Source organism: Psychroserpens sp. (assembly GCF_034670085.1).
Taxonomy (GTDB): Bacteria; Bacteroidota; Bacteroidia; order Flavobacteriales; family Flavobacteriaceae; genus Psychroserpens.
In genome coordinates, this window is record NZ_JAXMOD010000001.1 from 280,337 (window position 1) to 296,409 (window position 16,073).

Here is a 16,073-nt window from a genome sequence, read left to right on the forward strand (position 1 = left end):
GATTATTTATTTAGTTTGATTTTGATTTCGGAATTTTTGATGTAAACAAATTCTAAAAGTTTATGTTCATTCTTCCATGAAAAATCCACTTTCTTGCCATTAACTTTGACGTACTTTGGTTTATCGATGTTGTGAATTTTCATTGTAAAGGCTGTTTGTTTATCAGCAAATGGCACTCCCAATATTGAAGTGCTAATAATTTTTAGTATGTTTCCATTTCTATAACCTGACAGTTTAAAAAACTCAAAATTTGCTTTTTCAAAAGCACTTGGTAAGGTTCCTCCATCATTATAGAAATTACTTTCGCTAGTTATTTCGTTGTCGTCATAATAATAATGAACTTCTATATTTTCACCAGTATAATCAGAAGTAGATTGAACCACCTTGGTCATTGGAATAAAGGCACCAGCTCTTACATAAGTTGGAATTGAATTTTCTTTTAATTGAATAGTTTGTGTTTGTCCACCTTCAAATTTTTTACCTGTATAGAAATCAAACCAATTAGAGTTCTTCGGAAAATAGACTTCTTTATCTGAAATACCAGCCTCTAAAATAGGAGAAACCAAAATATCTTTTCCCCATAAATAGGTATCTGAGTAAGTAAACAAATCTGAATTATTTGGTTCTTCAAAAAACAAAGGTCGCATCAAAGGAACTCCTGTTTGATTATTCTCAAACATAAGATTATAATTATATGGCAAGAGTTTATAACGTAATTCTATCGCTTGCTTTGCCAGAGCTTTCGCCTTATCACTTCTAAAAACCGGTTCACTTGCTACATCTTCTTGAGCGTGCGGTCTAAAAATTGGTTGAAAAACACCATACTGTAACCATCTTACATACAATTCGTCATCAAGATTTTCACCAGCAAAACCACCTAAATCACTATGCATATAACCTAAACCTTGCATTCCCATTTGAAGTGCAATTTCGGGTTGCGATTGCAATCCTCCCCAAGTTCTATTCACATCACCAGACCAAGGGACTAAGCCGTAACGTTGTGAACCTGAATAACCAGCTCGCATTAGAATAAATGGTCGTCTGTTTGGGTCTGCTTCTAAGCTTGATTCATACACTAATTTTGCCCAATCATGACCGTAAATATTATGGACTTCGTCAGCAGAACCAGTGGCATGTTGTACCCAACTTGGATGTACTTCAGGTTCTCCTAAATCTCCCCAAAACCCACTAACTCCCATATTAGAAATATCTTTGTATATATTTTTAAACCATTGTTTTCCTTCAGGTTTATATATATCTACAATGCCTGTATTACCAAAATAGAAATCATATTTTGCAGGTTTTCCAATCGAATCTTTTGCTAAAACATCTTTTGTTACTGCTTCATCCCACTTTTTGGAAGTGGTTAAAATAAAAGGTTCAGTAATGGTAATCGTTTTTACGCCTTTATCATTTAAGCGTTTAATCATACCTTCAAAATCTGGAAATGAATCTCTAAGGACTTCAAGATTTCCCATAGTACCTTTCAACTCTTTTCCGAACCAAAACAAATCCAAAATTATAGCATCAACTGGAATTTTATCTTCTTTGAATTTATCGATAGTCATTTCAACTTCTTCTTGAGAATGGTATCCAAATCGACTCGAAAAATTACCTAAAGCCCAACGTGGCAGCATTGGCTGTTTCCCTGTTAAATCTGTATAGTTATCGACGATATCATACCATGAATCACCAGCAATCACCTGATAGGTTTTACGTCCTGAAATGGTTTCATAAGTTAAAGTATTGTCACGTCTACTGTCTAAGTCTAAAAACCCAATTGGTGCATTGTCAAAATGTACCATGTATTTATTTGAAGACATCACAATGGGCAATGTAAAATTCATTAATTCACTATGAGTTTCATAACCATAATGTGCTTTATTATAGAGCTCTAAACGGTTACCACGTCGATTCATCCCTAGTGCTCTTGCACCTCCACCATATAAGATTTCATCTTTTGTGAGATTGAATTGAATGGTTTCCAAGCTATCATTTTTAACGTAACCTACTTTTTCTGAAATGATTGGATTATCCTTATAATTATAAGAAATTTGAAAGGGTGATTTAGATATTTTTACATCAATTCCATTGGACTGTAAAATAATATTTTCAGTAGTATCAAAAAATTCAACTTTAGGGTTTTTAGCTTCTAAAACAACTGCATGTGAATTACTGAGAACCGTTTCTCCCGTTGGAATAAAGGTTGTTTCAATAATTTCAGAAGTATACCATTGTATCTTATAACTACCATCAGAAACATTAATTTGCAATTGATTATTTTTCCATGTTGCATCAATAAAGGTTCTTTCTTTGACGTTTTCAGAAAACAACCATAATATTGTTTCTTCAAAATTAGTTCTCCAAAGTTCTTCGTTATGTTCACCTTCGGGAACAATTTTAGACTGTATATTTTTGGGATTAAAACCTTGATTTTTTAAAATGGTTATGACCCTATTTAAATCAGTTTCCGTCTGGCTTATTTCTTCAAAACTCACATTACCACCTTCTTTTCCACCAGCCAAAAAATACAGTTTGGAGTCTTTTAAGTTTCCGTGGCTTTTAGAAAACTCATTCACTTCTGGTGCAAACCAGAATGCAGGTGAAAAAATGCCTACTTTACCGAAAGTATCTGAATATTTCAAGCCTGCATAATGTGAAATCAATCCACCCATCGAGCTTCCTATTATAGCCGTATTATTCTTATCTTTTAAGGTTTTATAGTTGTTATCGATATACGGTTTTAAAGTTTCAACAATAAATTTAGTATATGCTTCTCCTTTGCCTCCACCATATTTTTCGTTTTTCCAAGGTGAATATTCATCTAATCGTTTTGTCCCTCCATTATCGATACCAACAACAATCAATTTTAGGTCTTTTTCACTATATAATCTATTAAGTGTTTCATCTACACTCCATTCTCCTGAAAAAGACATGCTATTGTCAAAAAGGTTTTGACCATCATGCATGTAAACTACGGGATATAATTCGTTTGATGTATCATAATTTGGAGGTAAATATAACCAGATACGACGTTTTGTATTGAGTTGTGGAATCTCAAATTCTTCAGATAAAACGGACACATTTTTAGTAGCTGTGGATACCTTTTGGGCATCAAAAAGATTGGTCCAACCAGCAATTTTTACATGCATGGTGTCGTTTGCTTTTTTAAAGATGTAGTTTCGGTTATCAATGGCCTCACCTTTATAGTTACATTCTACCGATTGCCATGATCCTTGTGTGAATTTGAATAGCAAATTTTCAGAAAATGGTAAAGTGATTTGGTATGTTCCATCTTTTTTTTCGAGTCTGTATTGTTCTTGTCCACCAGTCCAATCTTCAAAACCACCTGAAATAAAAATGGAGGCATTCTCCGGAGTTTCTTCAGGGAGATTATCAACTACAATAGTTACTTGTGCAGAAACACTAAATCCGATAAGTAAGCTTAATATGTATGCGAGTTTTTTCATTTAGAAACTAGTGCTTTGTCGTTAATAGAAATACCCCTTTTGAATCCAAGCTGAACGTGTCTTTCCATATGAATGTATCATCAGAAATGATGTTTTTTAAAGTTTTTCCTTCTAAACCAACTTCAGAATAACGCTCTAAATCTAAAGTTACTGGCTTATCATTTTTATTTAAAAAGAGAACAACGGTTTCATCTTCAGAGGAACGTGTTAACACATATATACCATTAAATGGCGCAAAATGTATTGTTTTACCGTCATGAATGGCTTTACTATGTTTTCTGTAATTTAATAGTTTTCTCATAAATAATTGCATGTCTTTTTCATCCTCTGACAAACCTTCACCTGTGAATGCATTTTTGGTATCACCTTCCCAACCTCCTGGATAATCTGTGCGAATTAATCCATGATCACCAGGTTTTTCGAAATCGTTCATCAAGATTTCGGTTCCATAATACATTTGTAAAATTCTAGGCATTGTCGCATAGGTTGCTACAGCCATTTTAGTGTTTGTGATATCACCTTTCAATTGTGTAAAAATGCGACTCATATCGTGATTGCCTTCAAAAACCATTATATCTTTCGGACTCGCATAATGGAAATCGTTGGCTAAACCTTCATAGATTTTTACTAAACCTTTATCCCAAGATTCTGTTTCATTTAGCGCTTCAACCACTTTAACTTGCATTGCAAAATCCATTGATGACCTTAAATTTGAATCATAACCATCTCTATTATTTGCACCTTCTTGCCAGTATCCAATAAGTAATGGATTGTAACTCCATTCTTCTCCTACGATGCTAAAGTTTGGATACTCTGTCATAATTGCTCCAGCCCAATCACTCATAAAATCTTTATCTGGATATGGATATGTATCTTGACGAATGCCACCTAACTGAGCTGTTTCAATCCACCAAATACTATTTTGTGTAATGTATTTAGCCATAAAAGGATTACGCTGATTTAGGTCTGGCATTGTCGCCACAAACCAACCTTGAGAATTACCATCGCTATCGTATTTTGAAGCATATGTATCTTGATTAGTAGTTCGTCTATGATTAGAGTTAATTGTTGTTTTCCAATCCCAATTGTCAATATTTTTTTCATAATTGGCTTGAAGATTCACCCAATCTTTAAACGGTAAATCTTTCATCCACCAGTGTTCTAATCCACAATGATTAGCTACTTGATCCATGACTAATTTCATCCCTTTTTCTTCTAACTTTAGAGACAAGTTTTGATACTCTTCAAGCGTTCCAAATCGTGGATCTATTTGATACAAATCTGTAATAGCATAACCATGATAAGAACCTTGCTTCATATTATTAGTTAGCATTGGCTGTGGCCAAACTGCTGTAAAACCTAAATCATGAATATAATCAATATGCTGAGTAATACCTTCAATATCTCCTCCATGCCGTGCATAATTATCAGTTCTGTCAATGGTTCGCTCAAGTAATTCTGGCTGACCTTCAATCGACAAGGGTGAATCATTATTGGTATTTGCGTTTGCAAAGCGATCTGGAGTAATTAGGTAAAGTGCGTCAGAACTATTAAACCCAAGATAATCTTCGGCAGGTTTTTGTCGCGTTTTTAATTCGTAAACATCAATCAACTCATCGCCATTTTCATTTTTGAATTTGATATTGAATTTACCAGCTGCGGTCGTTTCAGAAATTATAAGATCGATAAATAAATAGTTGTTACTGTTATTTCCATTAGAAACCTTACCTAAAGAAATGCCAGGATATGATATACTTGGTGTATAATCTCCAATATTGTTATGCTTTACTAAAAGCTGAAGTTCATCATTTTTAAAACCAATCCACCAATTTGGTGGTTCAATACGTTCAATATTACTTTGATTTATGAATTCAGATTGTTGTTCAACTGTCTTAACATCTTCTGAAGTATGTTCTTTACAAGACACACTTAAAACGATGAGACATGAGAAACATAAATAGATAAGTTTATTCATAATAACCAATTTAAGTGTGTTCGATATTTATACAGTTACCAAATTATTTGGACTTATAATTACTGATTTACCATTAACCAAAATTTCTAAATCGTGGTGACCTTCTAGTTCAAAATGCGTTTGATCTTTACAAGCGTTAACTTTTATAATTTGGTTTCTGAAGTTCACTTTAAAAGAAAATCCTTCCCATTGTTCTGGAATTTTAGGTTCAAAAGACAAGGTGTCCTTCACAATTCGCATACCACCAAAACCTTCAACAATGCTCATCCAAGTTCCTGCCATAGATGTGATATGAAGACCTTCTTCAACTTCATGATTATAATCATCTAAATCTAAACGAGAAGTTCGCAAATAAAACTCGTAAGCCTGTTCCATGCGGTTCAATTTAGCTGCTTGAATACTATGTACACAAGGCGATAATGAACTTTCGTGAACTGTAAAAGGTTCATAAAAATCAAAATGTCGACCTAACGCTTCAGTAGTAAAATGATCTTCAAAAAAGTAGAATCCTTGTAGTACATCTGCTTGCTTTATATAAGGCGAACGCAAAATGCGATCCCAAGACCATTTTTGGTTAATTGGCCGTTCACTTTTTGGCAAATCTGAAACGGTAATTAATTCTTTATCTAAGAATCCATCTTGCTGTAAAAAGACGTTCTTTTCTTCATTAAAAGGAAAGTACATATTATCAGCAACGGCTTTCCATTGTAATAATTCAGCTTTTGACAATTTCGCTTTATGCATAATTCTTGTATAATCTGAACTATACTCCTTTTCTATTTTATCAATATTCTCTAATGCATACTCAATACACCATTTTGCGATATAATTTGTGTACCAATTATTATTGACATTGTTTTCATATTCATTCGGACCAGTTACACCAAGCATAACATATTGGTTTTTTGCTTCAGAAAAATTAACACGTTGATGCCAGAATCTGGCAATTCCAATTAAAACTTCTAGACCTTTTTGTGGTATATAACTGTAATCTCCTGTATAGCGATGGTAATTATAAATCGCAAATGCAATGGCGCCATTACGATGGATTTCTTCAAAAGTAATTTCCCATTCGTTATGACATTCTTCACCATTCATCGTTACCATTGGATACAATGCTGCGCCATTAGAAAAGCCTAATTTTTCAGCATTTTCAATCGCTTTCTCTAAATGATGATAACGGTATTCTAAAAGGCTCTTTGCAACATTTTGGTCTTTAGTTGCCATATAAAAGGGAATGCAATAGGCTTCGGTATCCCAATACGTACTTCCGCCATATTTTTCACCTGTAAATCCTTTAGGACCAATATTTAATCTAGCATCTTTCCCAAGATACGTTTGGTTTAAGTGAAAGATATTAAAACGAATCCCTTGTTGAGCAGCTACATCACCTTCGATGGTAATATCAGCCATATCCCATATTTTTGCCCAAGCTTGTTTTTGCATATTAAGTAAAGCTTCAAAACCTAACTCAGAAACTTTTTTCAATGTCTTTTTTGCTTCGGAAACCAATTCATTTTTATCATGGTTTCTATCAGATATGTATCCACCAAACTTTGTGAGTGTAATTGTGTCTCCTTTAGTGACCTGATTTTGATAGGTAAATGAAATCTTATCAATGGCATCATTAACGGTTTTGTCATGCTTTAAAACAGTTCCGTTTAAAGCCACTTGGGTTTGCATTGACGTACATACATAGAAATGAGTTTTCATGGTTTTAGACACGATAAATGCTTGTTCATCTTCGTGATTGACACTAAGCACATCCCAAAATTTATCATCCCAGTTAGAATCTTCATTGGTGATACCATTATCTAAATAAGGAGAAAAAACAATTTGAGCGTCATTGTTTACAGCCGTTACATTATATTCTATAGCACCAATCTCATCGATGTCTAAACTTAAGAATCGTTTAGTTTCAACTTTAACTTCAATAAAATTCTGAAGTGTTGCTCTAAAACTTCTTGACAACCAACCTTCTTTCATGTTGAGTTCCCTTTTAAAATCTTCGACTTTATTGCACTTCGCTAAATCTAATGGCTCTCCATTAATTGAAACGTTAATTCCAATCCAATTTGGGGCATTTAATACTTTAGCAAAATATTCAGGGTAGCCGTTTTTCCACCAACCAACTCTGGTTTTATCTGGATAATAAACACCTGCAACATAACTTCCTTGAAATGTTTCTCCCGAGTAATGCTCTTCAAAATTAGCACGTTGACCCATAGCTCCATTTCCAAGACTCATTAAGCTTTCTGAAGACTTAACATATTTTGGGTCGAAACCTTTTTCTATGATTGACCAGTTATCTGGTTGTATATAATTTTTATTCATTCTACTTTAAAAATCAGTTATTGATTGATAAATTATTTGATTGTTTACGTATTTGTCCTGAAATAATTTGCTCAATAAACTCTTGAGACATTTCAGTGAAATCTTTGAAAATAAAATCAGCTTCATGCAGTACTGATTTATCACCAATACCAATAGAAATCATATTAGCACTATTTGCAGCTTGAACACCTGCAACTGAATCTTCAAAAACGATACAGTCTTTAGGATGAACTCGAAGAAGCTTGGCACCAATTAGAAATACCTCTGGATCTGGTTTTGCTTTAGAGACATCATTACCATCAACAATAGCTTCAAATTTTTCTAACAGATGAACCTTTTTTAAAATTGGAGTAGCATTTTTACTTGCAGATCCTAAAGCAATCGCTTGTTTGTTTTCAATAAGAAAATCTAAAACTTTAGACACGTCTGGAAGAATTTCTGACGCATCCATTTTATTGATATAACTTAAATAGTCTTCATTTTTTTTAGACATAAGATTTTTAAAATCTTCATCTGAAAGGGTTTGATTTCCCCATTCTAATATTTTTTCTAACGAACGAACTCGGCTTACACCCTTAAGTTGTTCATTTTGTGCTTCGGAAAAATCTACGCCAATGCTTTTGGCAAGTTTCTTCCAAGCTAAAAAGTGATACTTAGCTGTATCAACAATTACTCCATCGAGATCAAAAATAAATCCTTTTTTATGCATTGTTTTCTACTGTTTGATTATCCTTAACTGTTAATGATATCACACCTGCTAATATCATTGACACTCCACCAATTAATAAGGCATAGATAGGTTGGTTATCGAAAAATTTAGACACTAAAAACCCTAAAATTGAAGCTGCTACTAATTGTGGAATAACTATAAAAAAGTTAAAAACTCCCATATAATAACCCATTTTGCTAGATGGCAGTGAACCTGAAAGCATAGCATAAGGAATAGATAAAATACTTGCCCAAGCAATACCGACTCCAATCATTGGTAACCATTCTATAGTAAATACAGATGGGTTAGATATAAAATAGAGTGACATTAAACCTAATCCTCCAGCAACTAAGGCAAGAAAGTGGGTAAATTTTCTACTTGTTTTTTTAGCTAATAATGGTAAGAGAAAAGCCACTGCTGCAGCGATTATATTGTAGTTAGCAAACATGGCTCCTACTTGATTTGCGCCCAAATTGTATGCATTAGATGTTGTATCTGTCGCTTTGTAAATATGCTCTGTCACCGCAGGCGTCATATAAATCCACATAGAAAATAACGCAAACCATGAGAAAAATTGTACCCAAGCCAATTGTTTCATTATCTGAGGCATGGATTGAAAATCATTCATAATATTAACAAAGCCACTTTCAGTTTTATTATTCTTCTGTAGAAGTCCAGAAATCAACATGGCAATTCCACCAAGTGTAATAAGCCCAAGAGTTAGAACAAATAAATCCTTTTTAAGGTCAAAATGGTAAACTAAATATGTTGATATCAACCCAATTAATGTTGTAATTAGACCTTTCGACAAATGTGAGTTTCCATTATTCTGAAACCATTCAGTGGAAGGCTTTTCTTTATCGAAACGTGCATTTTCCTCAGCATCAAAAACTTTCATTTCTTCAGGAGAGTATTCTTTAGATTTTAAAACCGTCCACAATACTGCAATTAAAAAAGCTGCACCTCCAATATAAAATGAATATTTCACTGAATCTGGGATAACACCTTCGGGTGCAGTATTTGAGATTCCTATGTAAGTCATAAATTCCGGCAACCTTGAGGCAATATAAGCGCCAATACCAATAAAAAAACTTTGCATTGCAAAGCCTTTAGTCAATTGATGTTCAGGAAGGTTATCTCCAACAAAAGCTCTAAACGGTTCCATGGAAACATTAATTGATGCATCCATAATCCACAGCATTCCTGCTGCAAACCATAATACTGGCGAATTAGGCATCACAAATAATGCTAATGATGCTAAAATAGCTCCAATTAAAAAATAAGGACGACGTCGACCCAGTTTAGAATGCCATGTACGATCACTAAAATATCCAATTATTGGTTGTACAATCAAACCTGTAAGTGGTGCAGCAACCCAAAGAATAGGAATATCTTCAACTTCTGCTCCAAGGGTTTGAAAAATTCGACTGACGTTAGCATTTTGAAGGGCAAAACCCATTTGAATTCCTAAGAAACCGAAACTCATGTTCCAGATTTCCCAAAAACCAAGCGTGCGCTTTTTCATAATAGTATGTTTAAATTAATACTATTGACAAGCGATAAAACTTATCAAAACTTAAATGTAGAAGTGAAAATATAAGTTTTGATTTGGTTGTAAATATAGTAAAGTTTTTAATTATTCGATATTAAATCTATTATTTGGTCGATTCTCTTTCGATCAAATCGGTTTCAATAACAACGGTTTCATAGATTTCTTCTTCCTCTTCTTCCGTTTCATCTAATTCTAACCTGTTGATTAATAAATCGGCAGCCTTTTCACCAATTTGTTGTCCGTGTTGCCTTACTGTAGTTAGACTAGGTGTTGAGTGTTTTGAGAGCACACCATCAGTAAAACTAATAACTTGAAGAGACTCTGGGATTTCTAATCCGAGTTTTCTTGCGACCTTAATTGCAGTTACTGCATACAATTCATTAACTGCAAAAATGCCATCAATTGATTTGTTTGATTTAAATAATTGTTCAATTTCCTTCTCTAAAGCATCCAAATGATCATCAGAAAGAAGCTTATCTTCAATCTTCAATATTAGAGATGCCTTAGGGTGTAATTTATGTTCTTCAAATGCTTCTAAATAACCTTGTGTTCTTAATTTCCCGACGCTAACATAGTCTTTAGTAGTAATAATAGCTATGTTTTTACAACCATTAGATATTAACTTTTCTACAGCCTTTTTCGCACCTTTGACATCATCTACAATGACTTTATCACAAGGGATTTCATTAACAACACGATCAAACATTACGATTGGCATTCCTTGATTAATAGTTTCTGTAAAATGATGGTAATCTTGTTGTTGCAACGTCTCTTTAGAGATGGATAAAATAAAGCCATCAATACTGCCGTTAGCAAGCATTTGCATATTAATTACCTCCTTATCGAATGATTCATTTGAAAGTCCAACAATAACATTATAGCCTCGTTTGTTTGCTACTAATTCAATACCAGTAATTACTTTTGAAAAGAAGTGATGCACAATTTCGGGTATAATAATCCCAATAGTTTTAGTTTTTCTGTTCTTAAGGCTTAAGGCAATATTATTGGGTCTGTAGTTATACAATTTTGCGAACGCTTGTACTTTTTGCCTTGTATCTTCACTAATTTCAATACTGTTTCTAAGCGCTTTAGATACCGTAGATATTGAAACATCTAATTCTTTAGCAATCTGTTTTAGCGTAACTTTTCTTTTCATACAAAAAAGGTAAAATTTAGAATCAAAATCTAATAAAATATAAAATCCTTGAACAAGGTTAGAATTGACTATTTATATATTTTTTATTATTTTTAAAGAAAAAAGGTTGCTCCTATATTTCTTAATATATCAATAAAGATATTCTTTTATTGTAAAATCCATAATTATAGGATGTTTTTTATTGATTTCTGTTAATTTAAAAAAAGTTTTTAACACGAAAACGTTTTCGCTACACAATTACAAACGGATAATACAGTATTTACTCAAAAAATACATAATTTTAACCTTAGAAGTGAAAATATAATCAATTAACTAAATGAAATTAACTTAAAAATAGTGTATGAAAACATTTTTGAATAGCTTGCTATTACTCGCTTTTTTGTTACCTGCAACTTTATTTGCACAAACTACGGTAACAGGAACTGTAACAGATCAAGCTGATGCATCTCCCTTACCAGGTGTTAATATCCTTGTTAAGGGCACAACAACTGGAGCCTCAACAGACTTTGATGGTCTTTACAGCATCAAAGTTAATCAAGGCGATATCCTAGTATTTTCATATTTAGGATATGTTACTCAAGAAATCATTTACTCTGATCAATCTCCTTTGGATGTAGCTTTGGTAGAAGACGCAGCTCAATTGGATGAAATCGTCATCATTGGTTATGGTACAACTACAAAAAAGGATGCTACAGGTTCAGTAGAATCTATTACCTCTGAAGATTTTACAAAAGGTAATATCGTAACTCCTGAAAACCTTTTACAAGGTCGAGTTGCAGGTGTAACAGTTAACACAAGTGGTGCGCCAGGATCTGGATCTGAAATAAAAATTAGAGGTGGTTCTTCTATTAATGCATCGAATAATCCATTAATTGTAATTGATGGCTTACCAATCACCAATGATAATGTAAATGGTTCTAGAGGAATTTTGGCTAGTATTAATCCAAACGACATAGAATCTTTTACAGTATTGAAAGATGCGTCTGCCACAGCTATTTACGGTTCTAGGGCATCAAATGGTGTAATAATTATTGTGACTAAAAAAGGTAAATCTAATTTCAGTGCAGATTATGATGTGCAATTCACTTTTGGTGAAATTGCTGATCGCATAGATGTTTTTTCTGCTGATGAATTTAGAAACTTAGTAAATTCTCAACCTATTAATGGAACTACACTTAATACAAGTTTATTGGGTAATTCAAATACAGATTGGCAAGACGAAATCTTTAGAGAAACAGTTTCTGCACAGCACAATGTAACGCTTAGAGGATCATTATTTAAAGCTTTACCTGCTCGTTTTTCTTTTGGAGTTACAAAACAAGAAGGTGCACTTCTAACCTCTGAATTTGATAGACGTAACTTGTCTGTAGCGTTAAACCCTAGTTTATTTGATAATCATTTAAAAGTAAATGTAAATGCAAACCTTTCTTTTGAAGATAACAGATTTGCAGATTCAGGACAAATTGGTGCTGCTTTAAGATACGATCCAACTCAGACAGTTTATGATTCTACATCTCCATTTGGTGGTTATTATCAACATAGAGATGGAGATTTAATCTCATTAGGAACTCAAAACCCAGTTGCATCGTTGTTACAAACAAATAACCAATCTGATGCTGAACGTTTTTTTGGTAACATAAACTTAGATTACAAGTTTCATTTTTTACCAGAGTTAAAAGCTGTGTTAAATTTAGGTTTTGATCAAACTTCTGCTTGGGAAGATCAAAATGCAGTTTTTGCAACAAATAATGATGTAAAAGGAAACAAAGAAATAAAATACCAAATTAGAAAGAATCAATCTCTTGATGGTTTTTTAAACTATAAGAAAACATTTGGTGATGTTGGCACAGAACTTACAGCAGGTTATTCTTATCAAATTTTCACCAACGATGGTTTTTTTACTGGAAATAAATTAAACCCACTAAGTAATAGTGACACATTTACCGATCCAGATGTAGTTAACATTGGTTTTTTTGGTAGAGCTGGCTTAAACTTTTTTGAAAAATATTTATTAACGCTTACCTATAGAAGAGATGGTACGTCTCGTTTTGGACCTGATAATCGATGGGGTGATTTTTATTCCGGTGCATTAGCATGGCAAATAAGCGATGAAGATTTCTTAAAAGATTCTAAAACGATATCTTATCTTAAATTAAGAGTTGGTTATGGTTTTACAGGCCAACAAGATATTAGTGAAAAAGACATCTTTTTAGAAAGATACCGTACAGGAAACCAAAATTCTCAATACCAATTTGGAAATCAAGTAATACCTTCATTAATACCATCACCTATTAACCCAGATTTAAAATGGGAAGAAACTGGGACCATTGAATTTGGAATCGATTATGGTTTGTTTAATAACAGAGTAAGTGGTAGTTTAAACTTCTTTCAAAAAAATTCTCAAGACCTATTATTTAATGCTCCAGTAGCAGATGGTAGTAACTTTACGAATAGTATAATTCAAAATATTGCTGAATTAAGAATTAATGGTATTGAATTCACAACAGATGTTGAAGTCATTAAAAAAGAAGATTTTAACTTAAATTTCAATTTTAATGCGACATTGTTAGATCGAGAAGTTACTTCTTTACCTTCTGGTCAAGATGTTACTACTGGAGGAATTGCTGGTGGAACTGGAAACTTTATTCAGTTATTTAGCCAAGGTCAGGCACCTAATTCATTTTATGTATTTAAACAGTTGTACGACAACCAAGGTAATGCTATTGAAGGTGCTTATGCTGATTTAAATGGAGACAATATTATTAATGATCAAGATCGTTATCTAAGAGCTAATCCAGATGCTGATGTTATTTTAGGATTTCAAACTAGTTTAGATTATAAAAACTTCGATTTCTCTTTTAACTTAAGAGCTAATATTGGAAACTATGTGTATAATAATGTAAATTCTTCAAGAGCTCAATATGAGTTATTACAAGATAATGCTGTTTTAGGAAATATTCCTACTTCTGTTACTCAGACTAATTTTCAAAGAACATCAGACGTTATTATTTCTGATATCTATTTAGAAAACGCATCGTTTTTGAAGATGGATAACATTACATTAGGGTATACCTTTAAAAAATTATCAAACGTTGTTAAATCCGTAAGACTTTGGGGAGGCGTACAAAATGTATTTGTAATTACAGAATACAGCGGTTTAGATCCAGAAGTATTTAACGGTATCGACAATACAATCTATCCAAGATCACGAAATATTTTATTTGGTGCTAATATTAAATTTTAAAAGACTATGAAAAAAAGAATTAAAAACATTGGTATCTTATCATTATTGTCCGTGTTTATGTTATTCTCTTGTACAGAAGACCTAAACATTACACCTAACGATGATGATACTTTATTAGGCTCAGAACTTTTTGAAAGTGAAAGTGCTTACAAACGAGTTATTGCAGGTGTCTATGGAAATTTAGCATTAACAGGAACAGAAGGTCCAGGATCATCCAACATTGCAGGTATTGATGCAGGAACCAGTCAATTTGGACGTGTACTCCTTTACATGCAAACCTTAACTGCAGACCAAATGATTTGGTCCTATGAAAACGATCCAGGTACAAGAGAACTTCAACGAAATATTTGGACAGCTCAAAACCCACTTATCTTGGGAATGTATAGTAGAACTCATTTAACAGTTGCATTAGCGAACAATTTTTTAAGAGAAACAACTCAAGAAAAATTAGATAGTAGAGGTGTTTCAGATGCTGTACGTCAAGATATCGTAGCGTATCGTGCAGAAGCAAGATTACTTAGAGCATTATCTTATTATTATATGATGGATCTCTTCGGAAAAGCAAATTTTGGAACAGAAGCTGATCCAGTGAACACTGTATTACCTGTAGCCAATAGAGCAGAGTTATTCAGTTTTATTGAAAGCGAATTACTCGCAATTGATGATGACCTACTTGATGTTGGAGCAAATCAATCAGGAAATATGCAATATGGAAGAGCTGATAAAGGTGTAGCCTACATGATTCTTGCAAAAATTTACTTAAATGCCGAAGTTTATATAGGACAAGACAGATATTCAGATTGTATGAATTACTGTCAACAATTGCTTAATTCTGGTTATACATTAGCTTCGAATTATAAGCATAACTTCATGGCAGACAACAATATCAACTCTGCAAAAAATGAAATTATTTTCCCTATTGTATCAGATGGTTCAACAACACAAAACTTCGGTCCAACAACTGTAATGATTAATGGTTCGGTTGGTAGTCTTGAGGTTAATGGTTCTGAAGTTGGAGTTAGTGAAGGTGGCTGGGGAGGCGCACTTAGAGTAAGAAAAGAATTTGCTCAATTATGGCAAGGTGGCGATTTTTCAAATGACGATCGAAATACTATTATATCTGATGGACGACCAATTGGCATAACTGATATTTCAGATAGAGATACAGGGTTTATCATTCAAAAATATTCAAATGTCAAGTCTAATGGACAGGCAGGAATTGATCAAACTTTTGTTGACACAGATTTCCCTTTATTTAGATTAGCAGATGTACATCTGATGTATGCTGAAGCGCATTTAAGAGGTGGTGGTGGAACTATTGATACAGCAGTTCAATTAATAAATGATTTAAGAATGCGTGCTAACAACCCTAATTTAATAACAACTGGAGAATTAACATTGCCTTTTATTTTAGATGAGCGTTCAAGAGAATTACATTGGGAAGCTCACCGAAGACAAGATTTAATTCGATATGGATTATTTACAGGTGGAAATTACAATTGGGCATGGAAAGGAAATGGAAGTAATGGTATCGCTATACCTTCACATTTAAATTTGTTTCCAATACCTAATTTAAGTATGTCATCAAATCCAAATCTTACTCAAAATTCTGGGTATTAATAAAAAATTTAAC

8 protein-coding genes are annotated in these 16,073 nt (G+C 33.2%); 2 read left to right on the top strand and 6 right to left on the bottom strand.

The genetic code is table 11. The annotated features are described in order from the left end of the window. Window positions 1-2: 2 nt before the first annotated feature. The 6 genes from VOI25_RS01185 to VOI25_RS01210 all read right to left on the bottom strand — a co-directional run bounded on the left by VOI25_RS01185 (window position 3) and on the right by VOI25_RS01210 (window position 11,196). Entirely contained in the window at window positions 3-3,470 is a 3,468-nt protein-coding gene (locus VOI25_RS01185) for a TIM-barrel domain-containing protein (RefSeq protein WP_323787057.1), read from the bottom strand. Between the two features lie 7 nt (window positions 3,471-3,477). After that, the gene (locus VOI25_RS01190; protein WP_323787058.1) at window positions 3,478-5,445 is read right to left on the bottom strand and encodes a glycoside hydrolase family 13 protein; all 1,968 of its coding nucleotides are present in this window, start codon (window positions 5,443-5,445) and stop codon (window positions 3,478-3,480) included. Window positions 5,446-5,472: 27 nt separating this feature from the next. Continuing rightward, complete coding sequence (locus VOI25_RS01195) at window positions 5,473-7,779, bottom strand: glycoside hydrolase family 65 protein (RefSeq protein WP_323787059.1); 2,307 nt, start codon at window positions 7,777-7,779, stop codon at window positions 5,473-5,475. A 13-nt stretch (window positions 7,780-7,792) separates the two neighbouring features. Beyond that, complete coding sequence (pgmB, locus tag VOI25_RS01200) at window positions 7,793-8,488, bottom strand: beta-phosphoglucomutase (protein WP_323787061.1); 696 nt, start codon at window positions 8,486-8,488, stop codon at window positions 7,793-7,795. Next, on the bottom strand, window positions 8,481-10,013 hold the full coding sequence (locus VOI25_RS01205; RefSeq protein ID WP_323787062.1) for an MFS transporter: 1,533 nt from the start codon (window positions 10,011-10,013) through the stop codon (window positions 8,481-8,483). The genes pgmB and VOI25_RS01205 overlap by 8 nt, the downstream gene beginning before the upstream one ends. A 130-nt stretch (window positions 10,014-10,143) precedes the next feature. Then, window positions 10,144-11,196, bottom strand: a complete 1,053-nt coding sequence (locus VOI25_RS01210; protein WP_323787063.1) for a LacI family DNA-binding transcriptional regulator — start codon at window positions 11,194-11,196, stop codon at window positions 10,144-10,146. Window positions 11,197-11,536: 340 nt separating this feature from the next. Here VOI25_RS01210 and VOI25_RS01215 point away from each other — a divergent pair, with 340 nt between their 5' ends. Continuing rightward, window positions 11,537-14,440: a SusC/RagA family TonB-linked outer membrane protein gene (locus VOI25_RS01215; RefSeq protein WP_323787064.1), complete on the top strand. Its 2,904-nt coding sequence runs from the start codon at window positions 11,537-11,539 to the stop codon at window positions 14,438-14,440. Between the two features lie 6 nt (window positions 14,441-14,446). Continuing rightward, window positions 14,447-16,060: a RagB/SusD family nutrient uptake outer membrane protein gene (locus VOI25_RS01220; protein WP_323787065.1), complete on the top strand. Its 1,614-nt coding sequence runs from the start codon at window positions 14,447-14,449 to the stop codon at window positions 16,058-16,060. Window positions 16,061-16,073: the final 13 nt, after the last annotated feature.